At 47.5% G+C, this 17,752-nt stretch carries 16 protein-coding genes; 9 read left to right on the top strand and 7 right to left on the bottom strand.

Annotated features, from left to right (window positions below):
• Positions 1–271: 271 nt before the first annotated feature.
• The 5 genes from ACOJUO_RS24790 to hpaR all read right to left on the bottom strand — a co-directional run bounded on the left by ACOJUO_RS24790 (position 272) and on the right by hpaR (position 6,289).
• The gene (locus ACOJUO_RS24790; protein ID WP_422134548.1) at positions 272–1,378 is read right to left on the bottom strand and encodes an acyl-CoA desaturase; all 1,107 of its coding nucleotides are present in this window, start codon (positions 1,376–1,378) and stop codon (positions 272–274) included.
• Between the two features lie 99 nt (positions 1,379–1,477).
• Entirely contained in the window at positions 1,478–2,452 is a 975-nt protein-coding gene (hutG, locus tag ACOJUO_RS24785; RefSeq protein WP_422134547.1) for a formimidoylglutamase, read from the bottom strand.
• A gap of 941 nt (positions 2,453–3,393) precedes the next feature.
• Positions 3,394–4,920: a Na+/H+ antiporter NhaC family protein gene (locus tag ACOJUO_RS24780; RefSeq protein ID WP_422134546.1), complete on the bottom strand. Its 1,527-nt coding sequence runs from the start codon at positions 4,918–4,920 to the stop codon at positions 3,394–3,396.
• A gap of 276 nt (positions 4,921–5,196) precedes the next feature.
• Positions 5,197–5,634: a cupin domain-containing protein gene (locus ACOJUO_RS24775; protein ID WP_422138492.1), complete on the bottom strand. Its 438-nt coding sequence runs from the start codon at positions 5,632–5,634 to the stop codon at positions 5,197–5,199.
• A gap of 232 nt (positions 5,635–5,866) precedes the next feature.
• Positions 5,867–6,289, bottom strand: coding sequence for a homoprotocatechuate degradation operon regulator HpaR (hpaR, locus tag ACOJUO_RS24770; RefSeq protein WP_422134544.1), 423 nt, complete (start codon positions 6,287–6,289; stop codon positions 5,867–5,869).
• Positions 6,290–6,710: 421 nt separating this feature from the next.
• Between hpaR and mmsB the strand changes: the two genes are divergently transcribed.
• Positions 6,711–7,610 (top strand): 3-hydroxyisobutyrate dehydrogenase, encoded by a 900-nt coding sequence (gene mmsB, locus ACOJUO_RS24765; protein WP_422138491.1) that lies wholly within the window; start codon positions 6,711–6,713, stop codon positions 7,608–7,610.
• Here the strand turns inward: mmsB and ACOJUO_RS24760 are convergent, their stop codons facing one another.
• Together ACOJUO_RS24760 and ACOJUO_RS24755 are read right to left on the bottom strand one after the other, a co-directional pair.
• Entirely contained in the window at positions 7,611–8,462 is an 852-nt protein-coding gene (locus ACOJUO_RS24760; protein WP_422138490.1) for a S1 RNA-binding domain-containing protein, read from the bottom strand. It lies immediately after the preceding gene.
• Positions 8,463–8,491: 29 nt separating this feature from the next.
• The gene (locus tag ACOJUO_RS24755) at positions 8,492–8,971 is read right to left on the bottom strand and encodes a GNAT family N-acetyltransferase (RefSeq protein ID WP_422138489.1); all 480 of its coding nucleotides are present in this window, start codon (positions 8,969–8,971) and stop codon (positions 8,492–8,494) included.
• Between the two features lie 211 nt (positions 8,972–9,182).
• Here ACOJUO_RS24755 and ACOJUO_RS24750 point away from each other — a divergent pair, with 211 nt between their 5' ends.
• The 8 genes from ACOJUO_RS24750 to ACOJUO_RS24715 all read left to right on the top strand — a co-directional run bounded on the left by ACOJUO_RS24750 (position 9,183) and on the right by ACOJUO_RS24715 (position 17,458).
• A complete protein-coding gene (locus ACOJUO_RS24750) occupies positions 9,183–10,967 on the top strand; it encodes a hypothetical protein (RefSeq protein WP_422138488.1) in 1,785 nt (594 codons plus the stop codon).
• Between the two features lie 234 nt (positions 10,968–11,201).
• Positions 11,202–11,924: a sulfite exporter TauE/SafE family protein gene (locus ACOJUO_RS24745; RefSeq protein ID WP_422138487.1), complete on the top strand. Its 723-nt coding sequence runs from the start codon at positions 11,202–11,204 to the stop codon at positions 11,922–11,924.
• A gap of 382 nt (positions 11,925–12,306) precedes the next feature.
• Positions 12,307–13,338, top strand: a complete 1,032-nt coding sequence (locus ACOJUO_RS24740) for a methionine ABC transporter ATP-binding protein (protein WP_422137127.1) — start codon at positions 12,307–12,309, stop codon at positions 13,336–13,338.
• Positions 13,328–13,984, top strand: a complete 657-nt coding sequence (locus ACOJUO_RS24735) for a methionine ABC transporter permease (protein WP_422134538.1) — start codon at positions 13,328–13,330, stop codon at positions 13,982–13,984. The genes ACOJUO_RS24740 and ACOJUO_RS24735 overlap by 11 nt, the downstream gene beginning before the upstream one ends.
• A 79-nt stretch (positions 13,985–14,063) precedes the next feature.
• Entirely contained in the window at positions 14,064–14,882 is an 819-nt protein-coding gene (locus ACOJUO_RS24730; protein ID WP_422138486.1) for a MetQ/NlpA family ABC transporter substrate-binding protein, read from the top strand.
• A 286-nt stretch (positions 14,883–15,168) separates the two neighbouring features.
• Positions 15,169–15,804, top strand: coding sequence for a glutathione S-transferase N-terminal domain-containing protein (locus ACOJUO_RS24725; RefSeq protein WP_422134536.1), 636 nt, complete (start codon positions 15,169–15,171; stop codon positions 15,802–15,804).
• 326 nt (positions 15,805–16,130) lie between these two features.
• A complete protein-coding gene (locus ACOJUO_RS24720; protein ID WP_422134535.1) occupies positions 16,131–16,595 on the top strand; it encodes a ClpXP protease specificity-enhancing factor in 465 nt (154 codons plus the stop codon).
• Between the two features lie 260 nt (positions 16,596–16,855).
• The gene (locus ACOJUO_RS24715; protein WP_422134534.1) at positions 16,856–17,458 is read left to right on the top strand and encodes an NADPH-dependent FMN reductase; all 603 of its coding nucleotides are present in this window, start codon (positions 16,856–16,858) and stop codon (positions 17,456–17,458) included.
• The last annotated feature ends 294 nt before the right edge of the window (positions 17,459–17,752 follow it).

The following is a 17,752-nucleotide window of genomic DNA, read 5'->3' as shown; positions in this document are numbered from 1 at the left end:
AGCAAACTTTTAAATACTTTAACGAAACTCACGGAATTCTCCGTCCGTAGCTTCTTATCGGGAGCTTAGCCACCTTTGGCAGTCTGGATGGAAATGGTTTATGGAGGACCGAAGCCTGCAAGGGCTTTGAAGAGAGGTTGGAAAGTGTCCCGGATAGTGGTGAGGTGTCAGTGCACCGGGCTTGTCGAAGGTTGTGGCGAAGATTGTGGCACTTTGCTTCAACAAACCTGGCGCGAGCTAACGCCTGGTTGGCACTGGTATATTTTGATGATCAGGTTAACAGACCTGCACGAGCCAGTTGCCAGCGTTTTTGCTGTTCCTGCATGGACGATTTCATCTCTTCATATTGCTTATGAAGCTCTGAGCTTTCCCAGTTCTGTTTCAGCTCCCGGGCTTTGTGTTCAACCCACTTCTGACGAAGTTTGTTCCAGTCATGCCAGGTGCTGCTCACCAGTTCATACTGTTCTTCCAGCTTTTGCAGGGCAATCTGGCATGTCAGTTTCTGGCTGGCATATTTGTACTGCATATCGATCCGGGCTTTTTCAATCCGATAATCACTGACCCGCTTCAGTTTGCCAGTCAGGCCGATTTTCGAGAAGCCGAAGATCAGCCACTTGGTGGGATCAAAATGCCACCAGCGTATGCCGTTGCGGTAATCATACTGAAAAATATGGTGGTAGTTGTGATAACCCTCACCCCAGGTCACCAGAGCCAGGATGCCGTTATCCCGGGCGGTATTTTTATCGGTGTAAGGGCGCTTGCCCCAGATATGAGCCAGAGAGTTGATAAAGAAAGTGAAGTGATGACTCAGCACCAGTCTCAATACCCCGCCCAGAAGAAGCATGGCAATAATATCGCCCATCAGCAATCCTGCCAGTGTTGGTATAAACAGGTTCATCAACAGTACCAGTGGCACATAGTATTTATGCTGCCAGACTACAATGGGGTCTCTTTGCAGGTCCTTGATATTAGAAAAATCACCGGCTTTTGGGTCATAGTCACGAAGCATCCAGCCAATGTGGGAGAACCAGAAACCACGACTTGCAGAGTAGGGGTCTTTGTCGTGATCGTCGACAAAGGCGTGGTGGCGGCGATGACCAGAAGCCCAGTTCATGATGCTGTTCTGAATCGCCATGGCACCCCAGATTGCAAACCAGAGGCGCACTGACCAGTGAGCTTCATAGGCCTTGTGAGACCAGAGGCGATGGTAGCCAGCAGTGATAGCAGTGCCATTAAACATCAGGATTAAGCCGGCAACGATCCATTCACGGAGTTCAAAACCATGGGTAATACCGTACCAGGGAACAAGGGTGACCATGGCAAAAAACGTTAGCGAAAAAAGTAACGTGGTCACCCAAATGCGACGGGGTTTCTCCATTATGCGCTCATAAAGTCTTTGTCTAGGAGTCTTGATTCTCGCACAATGTTGCCAAGCTGTTAAGGCGTAATAGTCGCTGTGATCCCTGGTGCATACTTTTTATTCGTTGGGTTGATCGGTGAGTTGATTAATCAACCAGGCAGCCAGTCTGGCTGTGCGCAGGTCTTGATCAAATTCAGGGTTGTATTCAGCAATATCCATTACCCTGACTTTTGCGCAGTCCTTGATGGTCTGCAGAAGGGTTGCTGTCAGGTCCAGTGGAATGCCCCTTACAGCCGGAGCACTGACCCCCGGAGCCTGGTAAGAGGGAAAGGCATCCAGATCAATGGTTAAATAAACATGATCCACCATAGAGGTGAAACAAGTGAGTTCTTCGATCAGAAAATCGAGGTTATCCCGATGAATCTGATCATCGGTGATGTAAGCCACATTGAGCGCATCGGCCCGTTCGAACAACGCCTGAATGTTACTGCTGCGGCTGATACCAAGACACAGACAGTGAAAATCGAGATTCTGATGCTCGCAGAACTGAGCCATCTGCCAGAAGGGGGTTCCGGAACTGGCGCCTTTCTCTGGCTTTCTCAGATCAAAGTGGGCATTAAAATTGATCACGCCAATATTCAATCCTTTGGGGGTCTTGTGATCCTGGGTCAGAAAGTCTGCCAGACCTTTAAAGCTTCCCCAGGCTATTTCGTGTCCCCCCCCCAGACCAACAGGCAGCAAGCCTTCCATGAGGGCTTTCACCAGTGTTTGACTGAATTGATTCTGTGCACCCTCCAGATCGCCATCCTGACAGTGGACGTTACCCAGCTCATAAAGTCCATCGTCCCGGTTCCAGGGGAGATTGGCGAGGCATTTTCGAATCAGGTCCGGGCCATTGGCGGCACCCACCCTGCCATGATTGCGCCTGACGCCTTCATCACAGGCGAGCCCCAGCAATGCCAGGCCGCTGGAGCCTGAGTGTTCTGAGAAGGGTTTAATCTTCTGGTGCCAGCGTTGTGTCTGCTGCGGGTCGCCATCGTAATCTACCCATCCGTTCCAGATTTCGGGTTCTACAGGTTTTAACTCAGACATGAGAAGTAGGCACTCTTACTGTGAAATACCGCCCCTTAGGGCTTCAGCAGCATTCAGTGATCCGGGGAGGCGGTAATACCGGTTCAAAGCTGTTTTTGTCTCAGGCTCCCGGCATCATCTGGTTTCACCGTTACGAAGCGCGAGCGAAAGTTTTTCTCCGAAGAGGCAGGCTACCAGCACCATGGGTATGTCTGACTCTCGAGGTTTTTCAACTGGAGGGAGTCGTGGTTTGTTCAGAAAATAAAAAGCTACTCGCAATAATGTAGCAACTGTGGCGCTGTTCTCCACTGATTTCGTGCCTTCTTCACGGCTCTCACATTAAACAATCTTCAGGAATTGTAACTTCAAACTCATCTGACACACCCGGATTGTCGGAAGGAGACAGTCGTACATTACTACGGTCATTTTGATTCCTGTCCAAGAATTGCAACTTTATACCAAACGGAACCAATACGAATTCGAAGCGTTTGAGCTTCAACATCGAAGCTTTCGATCTTAATCCGTGTGCTCAGATACCTCCCACCACACCTGTGTGCCATAAAATGCAGATCATCCAGTTTAAAAATGGTTGCCGTCTCACAAGAACATGATTCATAAGATAAGGGAGACGTAACTTTGTAGACCTGGTATGCGTATACAGGTAATGATATGAGAAAAACTGATGCCAAAAAGAGCTTTCTTAAACTCATCTAACACACCTGAATTGCTAGGAGCCTGACCGAGAATAGACTGCCCTACGCGGTAACTGCTCCTGTGTTTCTCTAGCTCCTGCATCCATGCAGTCGTGCGGTTGCGATAAATTGGTCTAAAAATTTCTCGCAATCCTCGCTACGGTCGCTCAAGTTCGACAGCTAGGTTGATGAGCGCCTGGAATGAACGTTTACCTGCCGGATTTCGACGCATGAGCTCTCTGCAGGGTTGCTTTGCTGACTGTAAAAGACTTATGCAAAAAAATAGGCGGTTGCTGTCCATAAACAAGCCGCTAGTGAAGCAGCAAATATTGCCGGAATGATCTGAGACTTAACATGATCCATCAGGTCACAGCCAGTGGTCATCGAGCTTAATATGGTTGTGTCAGATATAGGTGAACATTGATCTCCGAACACACTTCCGTTCAATACTGTGGCGAAACATACCATCATAAACAGCTTTGGATTTGCTAATGACTGTGATTGCGCGATGGCCCAGGCAAGAGGCATGGTAAGGGGGAAGGTGATTGCATAGGTTCCCCAGCTGGTACCCGTTGAAAAGGCAATGATCATAGTCATCAGCTGTAAAATTACCGGCAATAACCAATAGGGAAGCTGCTCGCCGAGTAGCGACACGACATATGATCCTCCGCCAACTTCCTTGCTGATACTGCCAATGATCACCGCAAGCATCAGGATGACCGAAGCAACCACCACACCTTTTAACCCATCACCAAAACCTTCAACGACATGGGTTAATGACATACCTTTAGCGATGGCAATGGAAGCAGAGAGCAATAAAGCGACTCCGAAGGCCCAGTTAACTTTTGGAGTGCCCAGGTAGATGAACGTTAAGACAGCGATAGCAATCAGACTGACCAGAGGAATAATGAATTCCAGAACATTCGGCCTGTAATTTTCGGGGACTTTCGGTGTTTGTAGTTCGGTGGTGCTGAGGGGTGTTGCACCTGGAGCGTCCAGCTGACCGGTTTCCAGAGCCCTTCTATGTGCCTTTTTCATGAGGGAACCGGAAAAACAAGTAATATTCAGACACAGTAAAAGTGTTCCGGTAACGGCCAAAATACTATAAAAGCTGAAAGGCACACTGCTAAAGAAAAAAGCTAAACGATCCGCTTCCGTTGCCAGAAATGATACACCGGGCACAAAAATTAATGCCTGCACGTAAGTAGGCCACGCGTTGAATGCCAGTACAGAAGCAATGGGAGAAGCCGTTGAGTCGACAATGTAACTCATTTCTTCATGGCTGACTTTCGCTTTATCAGCAATTGGACGTATAGTAGTACCTACCAGTACGGTACTTATTGTCCCACCCTGGAAAAAGAGAACACCCAGTAGCCAGGCGACTATTTTTGCGGAACGTTCACCCTTTACAAAGTGTTTGGTCATAAAGGTGGCAAATGCTTGTGCAGCGCCCGTTTTGGACCAAACCCCCAAGAGGCCGCCAAGAAGCCATAAATACAGCAATAGTATTGATGCAGTGCCTTTTTTAGCCAGGTTGGGAATAATCACTTTGTCAGTCAAATCGTATTGACCGAGCATAATTGCACCAACAATGATGCCACCCAATAAGGCTGTTAATGGCTCTCTGGTGATCAAGCACAAGGCTATTGTTACTAATCCGGGAAGAAGCGACCAAAAGCCATAATGAAAAGTCGGCTCGAGCAATTCGTGATTGCCTTCATATTTGTGGCTAACATTAACTGCAGCCAAAACCCCTAACACAAAGATTATCAACGCAAAAACATTATAATTCTTCATTGACTATACCTTTTTTGCTAAAAGAGCTCAGATGGATTCAAGCAATAAGTGCAATAGCCTGCTCAGTTTAGACCTTAGCCGGGTTCGTCTATCGAGAAACTTTTCTGGCATAATTTCTGGTGTGGCTCTTGTGTTCAGCTTACAGGGGGCGGCAGAAGCGATCGCTCTGGCCGGTTGCGGAATCGGGTCAATCAGTGCAAGAAACGTCGTGCTGCCGGAGGATCGTCATTTGAGTGGTTTGCAGGCAGCGGCTGCTTCAGCGCGAGAACTCACAGGTTATTGTTCTTCTTCTTCTTCTTCTTTAAACACCGTTATAGCCTGGCCTTCATCACCGGCATAAACAACAACGATTTCTGCAGGCTCATCCGATGTGTTCACTCCGTAATGCCACTCATCTACCATCTCAACCAGCGCATCACCGGCTTTCAAGTTCAGTTGCTTGCCATCAGACAATCGAATCACCGTTAATTCACCTTTAACCAGGTAGCCTGCATTGATAACAGGGTGCTTGTGAATGGGCAGTCTTGAGCGTGGGGCGATGGTAATACGCAGTACACGGACTTCAGGGTTCTCAAGGGTGACACTTTTCAGAAGGGTACCATCCCAGCTGGTTGTGCTGTGAGCCAGCACTTCAGTAGAAGACTTGCCAGCAGAAAAAGTGAAAGAACTACCAAGAGTCAGAAATAGAACCGCGCTTCTGAAAACGGTTTTCATTATGATTTTACTCTGGGGAAGTTTAATAATTTTACATCAAATAAAGATGAATTCTGACCTGTTCAGGTGCAGGGGGGGTGGCAGTTTTAATTATCCTTATGCAGGCACAGTAGTCTATTTGTTGATATTGATCAGTGCGATATCGACAGGGGGGGATTTGTAGCCCTAAGGACATAACTGACAGGCTTATTCAGCCGATATCCTGCCGATCACAAAATTAAAATAACAGATCTCAGTTGGTCAACAGACTGACTTCATCAAGCAGTTCTTTCAGTCGCTCCATTTTTTCCTGACTTAAACCCTCGGTTAGACGGCTATAACTGTTTTCCACCATAGGGGTCATCTCGTCCAACAGTTTCCTGGCTTTAGGAGTAGCTTTGACCAAAATACGTCTATGGTCTTCTGATGATTTGCGGCGGCTGACATAATCCTGTTGCTCAAGACGCTGGATAATGCCTGTCAGACTCGGGCTCAGAATGCAGCAGGCATCAGCCAGCTGTTTGGTCTCCATCTCGTCGGTGTCGTTCAGAACCCGCATCACGCGCCATTGCTGTTCGGTAATGGAGTGTTCTTGCAGCATGGGACGGAAGAAGCTCATGGCAGCCTCTCTGGCCTTAAGCAATTTGAGTGGTAGAGAATCTTCGTACTTGCGCATCGTGTTCAGTTTACAGCTAATAACTATGATTGGCGGATTGTGTGCATCTTGTTCAGGATAATCAAGACAATGATGTAATTAATTACACCGTATTTATCCGTACTCGAAAAAATCTACAGGTAATCATAGTCGTTTCTCTAAAGGGGGGATGTGGCCGGAGTGTTCGCTTTCATGGGGGTGTCGGAAATATATAGGATTGTACACGTGCGGATGAGTATATTCTGAAGTACAGGCTCCTGGCCTGATAGTGTGAAAAATAATCAATGGGTGTGCAGTTCTGGACGATACTGATATATTGAAGCAGACTTCAGGTCGTTAAATACCTGGGTTTTAGTTTCAATCGGAATCCTGCATATTATATGGGTATCACTCTTTTTGATTGCGCTGACATGACAACAACAAACACCCGGGAGTGCTGATCATGGCAACGGTAGCCTTTATCGGTCTTGGTAATATGGGAGCGCCCATGGCGGCTAATCTGATCAGGGGCGGTCACGATGTGAGTGTATTTGACCTTGTTCCCGAGGCAGTGAGTTCTCTGGCCACTCTGGGAGCAAGAGCAGCAGCCAGTGCAGAGCAGGCATGTTCCGGAGCCGGGTTTGTTATTTCCATGTTGCCCGCCAGTAAGCATGTAGAAAGTCTCTACCTGGATCAGGGTTTGCTGGATTCCGCTCCCACTTCTGCCATTCTTGTCGACACCAGTACCATTGATGCGGACACCGCCAGAAAGTTGTCGGCTGCTGCTGCCGGGAGAGGGAGGTCAATGATTGATGCGCCTGTGTCCGGTGGCGTTGCTGGTGCGACTGAAGGTACTCTGTCGTTTATGTGCGGAGCCGCCGACCCTGAAGTGTTTGAAAAGGTGAAACCGATACTTCTGGACATGGGTAAGAATGTTTTTCTGGCCGGTGGACCAGGAGCTGGTCAAGTGGCCAAAGCCTGCAATAACATGTTGTTGTCCATCTCAATGATTGGTACCTCGGAGGCGCTTAATCTTGGAACCAAAAATGGCCTTGACCCAGAGGTACTTTCCAACATCATGCTGGCCAGTTCAGGAAAAAACTGGGTACTGGAGGTTTATAATCCATGTCCTGGTCTGATGGAAAACGCTCCGGCCTCCAGGAATTATGAGCCGGGATTTATGAGCGAGCTGATGTTGAAAGATCTTGGGTTGGCAATGGCGGCTGCCACTAGCAGTGAGGCTATGACCCCTTTGGGTGGCCTTGCTTATGAGCTGTATAACCGCCATGTTTCCGGGGGAATGGGCAAGAAAGATTTTTCCAGTATCTTCCGGGCCATAGAAAGCTTGCAGCCAGAAAGTTAATCATTGGCTGCTGCGGATACCGGATGTTTCAATTTTAATAAGACGCTGCTTGTACAGCCCACCCAGTGCCATTTTAAAGGCACGTTTGCTGGCTCCGAAGACCCGTTTGATTTCAGCAGGATCGGTTTTATCGTTCATAGGAAAAAAACCTCCGGCAACTGCCAGTTTGTCCATAATCTGTTGACTGAGAGAGTCCAGCGCCTGTTGATCAAAGCCGGGCTTTTTCAGACAGAGGTCTATTTTTCCATCCGGTCTGATACGCTTGATATAACCCTGTACTTTATCACCCGGTTTGACTGAGTCGTTTGCTTCCTGGCTGAAAAGCAGTCCCTGGTGTCTGTTATTGATAATGGCCATATAGCCAAGGTCGGTTTTATCGTAAATCAAAAGGGATACAGGTTGGCTGTTCTGGTACTCTCCTGCTGAGCGATCAATGAACTTATGCAGCCTTGAGGATCCTACGATGCGTCTTGTTTCTTCGTCCTGGTAGAGATAGACAACATAGTGTCCACCTTCGCGCATACGGGTTTTTTGTTCACGAAAGGGGACCAGCAGATCCTTGCCCAGATTCCAGTCCAGAAAGGCTCCAATCGGATTGACTTCTTTGACTTTCAGCGCTGCAAACTCACCAACACAGGCCAGTGGTGTTTCTGTCGTTGCGATCAAATGGTCGTCGGAGTCAAGGTAGACAAAGACATCCAGTTCATCTCCAATATTGCAGTCTGCAGGGGCATGCCTTTTGGGTAGCAGGATTTCATCAAACTGTCTGCCATCCAGAAATACGCCGAAGCCTGCTTTACCGACGACTTTCAGGCGATTTTTCTGGCCAACTTTAACGTATTTTCCGGACATATCTGTGCCTTTGAGCGAAAGGTGAGAAGTCAGAGTTTTTTCTCCCAGAACAGGGCGTGTCCGAGCTGTTCATCCAGTTCGAAACCCGAGAAGCCAAGCTTTCGGTAAGCAGCCTGTGCTACATGATTCCCTTCCACAACTTCCAGCGTGATTTTGCAGCACTCTTTTTCTCTGGCGATCTGTTCAATTTTTTCGAAAAGTTTTCTGCAAAGGCTTTGACCTCTGAATGACTCATTAACGACCACATCATGGATATTGATCAGAGGTTTGCAGGCAAAAGTAGAAAATCCTTCCAGACAGTTGGCCAGAGCGGCTGGTTGTCCATCAACCAGACAAAGTACCGAAAATGTGAAAGGACGTTTTGACAGTTCCTGAATCAGATGTTCTCTGGTGAAGCTGCTTAGTGGCATTCCTCCACCCATCGGGTCTCTGGCGTAGTGGTCGAGCAATTCAATAATGGCCTGACCATGATCAGGGTTTGAATAATCGGCTACGAAAATATCGGGCATGAAAATGACTTCTGGTAGATAAAGCTAAACAATCAGGAAAAGTATTCTTGCATAACGGGCCTTGAATGGATAGCAGTCTGACAGGGTTCCGAGTCATCTTATCAAGTAACAGTGAAGAGTAACTTCTGTGGCTTATGGCCCGGAACTTTTTATTCTCTACCGGGTCAAAATTATAACGATTAGCGAGAAATCTAACATGGAGGTTAGAATTATGACCCCTTCCTGTGTAGCCGGGGCAAGCGGATACCCGGTGTCTTTAAGGCCTGAAAATACTGCGCCAAGTCGCGTTGGTGCTATCTGGCGCACCATCACCGGCGCATTCAGATGTGTTGGCTGCACGAGTGATGATGCTGTGTTGCCCGGTAACCAGAGATATTCAGCAAGTCCTCCAACGGATTTGAAGGACAGAGACGTTAAAGGAATATCTTCAAACCCCCTGGATTTACCAGGCACTGATGACCATGCAAAGGCGTTTAAAGAAGTTGTTCGCAGAATTAAGACAGACCAACAATCATTGATCATGGAAAAGGTTAATGCCATTACCAAAGATCATCTCAAACAAATTGTCCAGTGTTGTCGCAAGCCAGAACAAATCACTGATGAACAACTCAGCTTTTTTAAAACTGATACCTTTGCCTATGCAGCGCTCCGTGCATTTCGGGAAAAGAAAATCAGCGGCAATGAATTTGCAACCCTGGTCACCCTGCAGGGCGTTTACCTGGAAGGTATCCGGGATATAAAATCATTTGAAATTGTGCATCATAAGCTGTTTGACGGTAACAGAAACGCTAATGAAGCCAACTGGGGCATCATTGCGCTTTCACTAGAAAGGTCAAAGTGGTTTTTTAACGGTTCTTCTTTTGATGTGAGTTCCATCATCGAGAAAATGAAGCGTTTGCTTGAAAAAGCACCTCCGGTTGAGGCAAGTTTCTGGAGCTGCACGTATCCGGATTCCTCAGATAAAGACAAAGGGCTGCGTACGATGTATAAAGTCCTGTCAAACAGAAACTTCAACGTTTTATTAGTTGACTGGTGGTGGACTGGTTGGGTGATATGCCCATCCATCACGTTGCGACAGGCTTTTATTGACAGTTTTTGTCAGGAAGAAGCCCATAAAATCAATCCAGTGATCGGGGCCAGTTCGCTTGAAGATATCAGAACCGGCGGGCTGAAAGGATTCAGAGACATGGCTATTCCGTTTCCTGGTCACCCTTTGCCAAAAACTGCTGACCACATAGTTGCTCAATGGATTCTCGAGTTTATGCAGCATGATTTTTATCATGCAGTGCGAGCCAGTATGTTAAAAAATGCGGATATCCATTTAATCATTGCCATTGCCGATGTTGTGAGAAAGATCAAAGCATCCTTCAACAATGAGTACCGCAGGGTAACCCGGCTTTTTCAGCAGCGGGAAGAAGAATTTGAACACTCTATTTCCAACCAGCTACAGAAACAACGAGGCAGAATGAGAAACGATTGGCAGAAGAGTGAAGAGGTGGTCAGTATAAAAAATACACTCGAATATCTGAAACGGACCAGAAAAGCCCTGGGCCAGTTTGCATTTAACCTTGAAGATCTGGATACCCATAAACCAACGTGGGATATAAGTTCGTATAATTATGATAAAGAACGATGCAGAGAGCACTTGTCAAATATTCTGCTTCAATTGAACAGCGGTTCGGGAAAACCCTGGAGTGAGTTACTGAGTGAAACCGATGCTGGTATTGTCGGTCAGTGCATTATTCCGATGATTTCCGGTAATTTGTCTAATCCCCTGGAGTTGTATAATCATTTCTGCCGCAAGATTGATTCGGAAATAAGTTCTGGTTCCAAAAAGCATCTCTCAAAAGAAGAGAAACAGAAATACCTGGCCAGAAGTAAAAAGTTGATTGAACCGCTGAATCCATCGGTTAAACTGGATCAGTCGCAATGGCCAATTTTTCTTCGGGAAACAATGAAAAATGGAGTGCATATTCCAAACTCCGAGCTTGATTAATGAATAAATGAAATTATGCAATTTGTTGATTTTTTTTGATTGAACATACAATCAATTAAAACATCCGGTACGGTCAGCGTCTGACCCAGTGACTTTCATACAGGCAGTTGTTTGGATAGTAAACGTCTAATGTCGTGCTAAACCCCTTATGGGTATAAATGACAGTGGATTCTGCACATAGCAAACGGTTATATTTATATCCCCTATCGATATATTTGATATTTCTGTGATGTTATGGATCTGAGCCTGTACCCGCAATTAATAGCCATGGTCGTTGTTTTCCTGGGAGCTTTGATCCAGGGCATGATTGGTTTTGGTATGGCAGTGGTAGCCGCTCCCATTCTTTTTGTTGTTGCGCCATCTCTGGTGCCGGGCACTCTGATCTGCATGGCAATGTTGCTGTCTCTGTTGACGTTCAGAAAGTATCGGGGGGCACTGGATCTGGCAGAGATGAAGTATGCTGTGGCTGGCAGAGTTCCGGGCTCACTGCTGGGAGCTTATCTTCTGGTAGTGGCCTCCAGAGAGCATATGAGCCTTTTTATAGGTGTGGCTGTTCTTATGGCTGTCATTGTGAGTCTGTTTTCTGTAAAAGTTCGGGCAACCAGGTCCAGTTTGTTTGTTGCCGGTGTTATTTCTGGCATCACAGGTACAACATCATCTATTGGCGGACCTCCGATAGCTCTGGTCATGCAGAATGAAACCGGGGACAAAATTCGGGCCAGCATGTCCATTTATTTTGTTTTCAGCAGTGCGATCTCACTGATATTTCTATCAGCGGGTGGCATGGTGGGGCTCGATGACTTTAAGGATGCCCTGATGCTGGTTCCACCCGTATTGTTGGGGAGTAAAATTGCTTCCCATCTATCTCACCGGATTGATCAAAGAATGATTCGCCATGCCTTGCTGGTTCTTTGCAGCATTGCCGGTGTCAGTGCTATTGCTTCCGGTGTTCGATAATCGATCTTTTCAGGTCATGCAGAGCCTGCGTGCTCTGCTGGTAGCGGCTGGTTGACTTTAGTTTTGGTGTCTATTACGATCCTAGGGATGCGCTGATTTGTCTTGGCTTGCGGGCGCTATAGAAATACCGCTAAAAGAAGGGTTTATGAACGAATTCATGAAAAACCACTCTGTTTAGCACAGGGTGGTTTTTTTTTGCCCTTGAAAAAGAGGTCGTTTAATCGACCTGAAGGCTGAAACTTTCGAGTGGGCAGTAGATACCTGATCAGGTATTTATAACCAGCTCTCACGCAACCCGCCAAGGCAGAAGAACTGATTGAACTCACTGAGTATAACTCAGGCAGTCATGCACTGATTGTATCTGAATCAGGCAGGAGTGATGATGATAGAACTGAAAAACCTTACCAAGGTGTTTAAAGCAGGAGGCAAGGAGGTCAGGGCTCTGGATGACATTAATCTCAGTGTCCCGGAAGGGTCAATCTACGGTGTGATTGGCTCAAGTGGTGCTGGTAAGAGTACGCTGATTCGCTGTGTCAATATGTTGGAGCACCCCAGCTCGGGTCAGGTCATAGTGGACGGTCAGGATCTTACTCATCTGGCCGGAAAGGGCCTGCGCCTGGCTCGTCACAATATAGGGATGATTTTCCAGCACTTCAATCTACTGTCGAGCCGAACGGTTTATCAGAATATTGCTCTGCCACTGGAACTGGCCGGTGCCAGTAAGCCTGAAATAGAAACGGCGGTGGCTCCTCTGCTGGATTTGACCGGTTTGAAAGAAAAGCGGGACAGCTATCCATCCCAGCTTTCAGGAGGGCAGAAACAGAGGGTGGCTATTGCCCGTGCCCTGGCCAGCAAGCCCAGAGTTCTCCTGTGTGATGAAGCTACCTCGGCACTGGATCCTCAGACTACGCGATCGATTCTGGCACTTTTGAAGGATATTAATCGTGAGTTGAAAATCACTGTGTTGATTATTACTCACGAGATGGATGTTGTTAAAACCATTTGTGATCGGGTTGCGATACTAAGTCATGGTCAGCTGATAGAAGAAAATGATGTCGAATCTTTTTTCCTGAATCCAGAAACGGAACTGGCGAGAGAGTTTGTCCGCAGTGCTATCCACGAAAAGCCGGCGGCTGAAGTGGAAAGTCGTTTTCAATCAGAGCCAAAAGAAGGCTCAAGGCCGGTTGTGCGGATTACCTTTGTCGGGCAGCGGGTAGTGGAGCCCCTGATTACCCGGGCGGCGAAGCGGTTTGGTACTGATTTTGTCATTCTGCAAGCTGACATTGAAACCGTTCATGGTAAGTCCATGGGGTTTCTGATGGTAGAAATTATGGGCGAGGAGTCAGACGTTGAGGCTTCCATGAAATTTCTTAAAGACAATGTGCAGGTGGAGGTAGTGGGCTATGTCAGCTGATTCCTGGCTTCTCCTGGGGAAGGCGCTTTGGGAAACCCTTTACATGACAGTAGTTTCTGGCGGACTCAGTTTCCTCTTTGGTATTCCGTTGGGTGTGTTGCTATATATTACCAAGCCCGGACGTATTAAAGAAAATGCAGCTTTAAACTCAGTGCTGGGTGCCGTCGTTAACGCTACACGTTCTGTGCCGTTTATTATACTGCTGGTAGCGATTATTCCTCTGACTCGCCTGCTGGTAGGAACCTCTATCGGGACAACGGCCGCGATTGTGCCGCTGACCCTGGCAGCTATCCCTTTTGTTGCCCGTATTGCTGAAGGTGCTATCAATGAGGTGCCTTCTGGACTGGTGGAGGCAGCCCAATCCATGGGCGCAACGCCTTTGCAGATTGTCAGTCGGGTATTGTTGCCTGAAGCACGTCCCGGGCTGATTAATGGTATGACCATTACTCTGGTGACCCTGGTCAGTTATTCGGCCATGGCGGGAGCCATTGGCGGTGGTGGTCTTGGTGACCTGGGTATCCGCTATGGCTACCAGCGTTTTGATGGCGTCATCATGCTCGCCACTGTGGTGGTGCTTATTGTGCTGGTTCAGTTGATACAGAGCATTGGCGACCGTTTGCAAAATTATTACGACAGAACTCGCTGAGTGTTTGTGAATTAAACCATTGCATGGGACAGGTTGTTTCAGTGCTTTGTCCCGAACTGGTTGAATGGAGAAGTGAAGAATGTTTGCAGTCAATAAATTAAAAGCACTTGCAGGCGCAGTGCTTATGGTCGCCAGTGTCCTGCTGGCGGGGTGTGGCTCTGAGAATTCCCCGGAAGGTCCTTTGAAGGTAGGCGTTATGGCAGGTCCGGAGGCTGACGTTATGAAAGTGGCCGCTGACATTGCTAAAAAAGATCATGGAGTGGATGTTGAATTGGTCGAATTTTCTGATTACGTCTCTCCCAATGTGGCTCTGGCAGATGGTTCTATTGATGCTAATGCCTTCCAGCACAAACCTTATCTGGACAGCATGATTCGTGATCGTGGTTTCAAGCTGGCGGCTGTAGGTAATACTTTTGTGTATCCGATTGGCGCATACTCCAGAAAAATCAAGGATATCAGCGAGCTCAAAGATGGAGCCAAAGTGGCTATTCCAAACGATCCAAGCAATGAAGGCCGTACACTGATCCTGCTGGATAACAAGGGCTTCATTAAACTCAAAGACGTCAGTAATCTTGAAGCGACACCGGCTGATATTGTTGAAAATCCTAAAAACCTTCAGTTCATTGAGTTGGATGCTGCCCAACTGCCTCGCTCTCTGGATGATGTTGACCTGGCTTTCATCAATTCAACCTACTCTGTGCCTGCAGGTCTGCTGCCAGGGCGAGATGCACTGCTGGTTGAAGGTAAGGACTCACCTTATGTCAATCTGATTGTGGCACGTGAGGATAATAAAGGGGATCCTCGCATTCAGACTCTGGTTGAGTCTTACCATACTCCGGCAGTGGAAGAAAAAGCCAGGGAGTTGTTTAAAGGCAGTGCAGTTCCTGGCTGGAAGTAATTTGTTTTCCTCAAAAGATCTTGAGTAGCTTGTGAGAAAGCCCGCTGATTTCAGAGGGCTTTAGCTTGTTTGTTCGGATTTTTAGGGTTGTTCTCTGGGTTATTTGCTCTTGTTTTACGAAAGTTTCCGTGGTGCCTATTCCGCAGGGCGTAAAGTTTGCTAAGATAACCCGTTATTTTCTTGTGTCGGCCCGTCAAGTCAGCGCTGCTCATCCGAATTATGGGATCGAATGAGTAAGCTGGCTCGCTCGGGAGCTCTTTTCCTTTGCATGAGGCGGGGGGACTTCATGGCTGTAGTTGCCAAAAAGTCATCCATGATTTTTTTCTCGGATCCATCTGACCACTACTGTCACAGGGTTCGTATTGTTCTGGCCGAAAAAGGGGTCGCGGTAGATATTCAGGATGTGAACCCTGAAAATCTGCCTCAGGAACTGTCTGATCTCAACCCGTATAATAGTCTTCCAACTCTGGTTGATCGTGAGCTGGTGCTTTATGAGCCGAGCGTCATGATGGAGTATCTGGATGAGCGTTTTCCTCATCCACCACTGTTGCCGGTTTATCCGGTCAGCCGTGCCCAGAGCCGTCTGATGATGCACCGCATCCAGAAAGATTGGTGCAGCCTGGTAGATGCTATTACGGATCCAAAAACCAAAGAGACGCCTGCGGCCCGTGCTCGTAAAGAGCTTCGTGAAAGCCTGTTGTCCGTAGCGCCTATTTTTGCTGAAAAGCCATTCTTTATGAGTGATGAGTTCACCCTGGTGGACTGCTGTGTAGCCCCAATTCTCTGGAGGCTTCCCGCGATGGGCATTGAACTGCCCAAGCAGGGGCAGGCGATCCTGGATTATGCTGAACGTTTGTTCGAGCGCGAATCCTTCAAAGAAAGCCTGTCTGAAATTGAAAAAGAGATGCGTGAAACTCTTTGATTTGAACTAGACCCTGGCAGTCTGGCTGCCAGGGCTAAATAATCTGGCCAAGCAGCCATGAGCTGAGAGTATCTTCGAATCTTTGACTGTCAGACGATTGTTCCAGGCAGCCGATGCTCTTGGCAGATTAGAAGTGTTTTCTCTGTTTCAGGGGCTGTCGCAAAAATGGTGCACTTCGCCGATACGGTGTTAAAAAGTGACCTGCTTTGCTTGCTGCTTTTCGAAACCCTTATCCACGGAGAGGGTCAGGGGACTTCTTCTATAGTGGCTATTGATGGCTCCTGGGTCAGACAGTTGTCGGGAGTTAGTCTGGATGGAGACATATTATGACAATGACCAGCAGTCGCCCTTATATTGCCAGAGCAATCTACGACTGGATTCTTGAAAATGACTGCACCCCATACATTCTGGTGGATACTGCCCGTAAAGGGGTAGAGGTGCCCAGAGAGTATGTTAAGGATAATCAAATAGTCCTCAATATTTCCCCGGCAGCAGTGCGTGCCATGCATATGGGAAATGATGTTATTACCTTTGATGGTCGCTTTGGTGGTGAGGCATTGACCATAGTGGTTCCTGTTGAATCGTTGATGGCCATCTATGCCCGTGAGAACGGTCAGGGTATGGTATTTGAAGTTGAGCCTGTTGCCGAGTCGGAAGAGCATGTGTCTCCTCATTTTGAGCTGGAGGCTGTGTCGGGTCCGGAGTCTCAGGAAGCCTCCGTTGAAAAAGAAGAGCGGTCCGAAAAAACTCCCCGTAAGCCTGGCAAGCCGAATCTGAAAGTTGTTAAGTAAGTCGGGGCTTAAAACTCTGCGGTTTATTTTTTGGTTTGGTTTTTCTGACCAGGCTGGCTTCGCTTTAGCAGGGTGTTCTGGTTATTATTTCCCGGTGTTTGGTAATCGGAATAGTTATACCAGTCGTGCTTTCTAACTCCCGTGATGAGCGTGAGGCGTCATAGCCTTAGCTATGGCGACGTCGCCAACGCAGGATTAAGGCTCAAATCTTCAGCCCAACAGGGAGTTAGAAAGTTCGATTGGTATTAGAAGAGGTGTTGATGAACCTGGCTATTATTAGCGGAAGCCACCGTAAGGAATCCCAGAGTGCTCGTATCAGTCATGTGCTCAAACTGCGTGCACAGGCACTGGCGCTGTTTGATCAGGTAGATATTCTTGATCTGGCAGAAAATCCTCTGCCATTGTGGGATGAGTCCATCTTTTCTGGCAATAAAGAGTGGAAGTCCCTTTTGGCTCCCTGGAAAGCCAGATTAAACGACAGTGATGCGATTATAGTGGTGTCGCCGGAGTGGAATGGCATGGTTCCTTCAGGTCTGAAAAACTTTTTCCTGATCTTCGGGGCGCAGCAGTTAGGACATAAGCCAGGCCTGATCACAGCTGTGTCTGCTGAGCAGGGCGGTTCTTATCCCGTTATGGAGTTGCGCTCAAGCAGCTATAAAAATTGTCGTCTCTGCTACATTCCAGATCACCTTATTGTACGAAATGTGGCTTCTGTTATGACGGGTGAAGATGCAGAAGCTGATCGCCAAATGCAAGAGCGTATGGATTACAGTCTTGTTGTCCTGAAAGAGTATGCACTTGCGTTGAAAGGTGTGCGTGAAAGCGGTGTTATTGATCACAAGACTTTCCGGAACGGTATGTGAGTTTCATTCAGAGTGCGTTCATTGCGCTCTTCCCCCCTCCTCTTCGGTGGTTATTCTCTCGTCTGAAAATGTGCGCTTGATAGGCTGAGAAATCCCGGATTTTTGGTTGCAGGTCTGAAATCCTTTTCTAAGCTATGGTCATGGTTATACAGGAGTGTTTTATGAAGCGCAGCAGTCTGCTTCTCATTCTGGCTATCATCGTTCTCCTGATCGGACGATCAAGCCCTGTTACCAAAGATAGTCGTTCAATTACGACGAAAGACGCTCCTCGTATGAATCTTATGGATTCTTTTT

Origin of the sequence: Endozoicomonas sp. ALC020 (assembly GCF_049275935.1) — a bacterium.
GTDB lineage: Bacteria > Pseudomonadota > Gammaproteobacteria > Pseudomonadales > Endozoicomonadaceae > Endozoicomonas_A.
This window is presented reverse-complemented; position numbering and strand designations above follow the sequence as displayed.

Excerpts from the sequence above, each read along its gene's own strand:
- ACOJUO_RS24760 (WP_422138490.1), bottom strand. The coding sequence starts at position 8,462 with ATGTCCGGAAAATACGTTAAAGTTGGCCAGAAAAATCGCCTGAAAGTC.
- ACOJUO_RS24755 (WP_422138489.1), bottom strand. The coding sequence starts at position 8,971 with ATGCCCGATATTTTCGTAGCCGATTATTCAAACCCTGATCATGGTCAG.
- ACOJUO_RS24750 (WP_422138488.1), top strand. The coding sequence starts at position 9,183 with ATGACCCCTTCCTGTGTAGCCGGGGCAAGCGGATACCCGGTGTCTTTA.
- mmsB (WP_422138491.1), top strand. The coding sequence starts at position 6,711 with ATGGCAACGGTAGCCTTTATCGGTCTTGGTAATATGGGAGCGCCCATG.
- ACOJUO_RS24730 (WP_422138486.1), top strand. The coding sequence starts at position 14,064 with ATGTTTGCAGTCAATAAATTAAAAGCACTTGCAGGCGCAGTGCTTATG.
- hutG (WP_422134547.1), bottom strand. The coding sequence starts at position 2,452 with ATGTCTGAGTTAAAACCTGTAGAACCCGAAATCTGGAACGGATGGGTA.
- ACOJUO_RS24715 (WP_422134534.1), top strand. The coding sequence starts at position 16,856 with ATGAACCTGGCTATTATTAGCGGAAGCCACCGTAAGGAATCCCAGAGT.
- ACOJUO_RS24775 (WP_422138492.1), bottom strand. The coding sequence starts at position 5,634 with ATGAAAACCGTTTTCAGAAGCGCGGTTCTATTTCTGACTCTTGGTAGT.
- ACOJUO_RS24740 (WP_422137127.1), top strand. The coding sequence starts at position 12,307 with ATGATAGAACTGAAAAACCTTACCAAGGTGTTTAAAGCAGGAGGCAAG.
- ACOJUO_RS24725 (WP_422134536.1), top strand. The coding sequence starts at position 15,169 with ATGGCTGTAGTTGCCAAAAAGTCATCCATGATTTTTTTCTCGGATCCA.
- hpaR (WP_422134544.1), bottom strand. The coding sequence starts at position 6,289 with ATGCGCAAGTACGAAGATTCTCTACCACTCAAATTGCTTAAGGCCAGA.
- ACOJUO_RS24735 (WP_422134538.1), top strand. The coding sequence starts at position 13,328 with ATGTCAGCTGATTCCTGGCTTCTCCTGGGGAAGGCGCTTTGGGAAACC.
- ACOJUO_RS24745 (WP_422138487.1), top strand. The coding sequence starts at position 11,202 with ATGGATCTGAGCCTGTACCCGCAATTAATAGCCATGGTCGTTGTTTTC.
- ACOJUO_RS24780 (WP_422134546.1), bottom strand. The coding sequence starts at position 4,920 with ATGAAGAATTATAATGTTTTTGCGTTGATAATCTTTGTGTTAGGGGTT.
- ACOJUO_RS24720 (WP_422134535.1), top strand. The coding sequence starts at position 16,131 with ATGACAATGACCAGCAGTCGCCCTTATATTGCCAGAGCAATCTACGAC.
- ACOJUO_RS24790 (WP_422134548.1), bottom strand. The coding sequence starts at position 1,378 with ATGGAGAAACCCCGTCGCATTTGGGTGACCACGTTACTTTTTTCGCTA.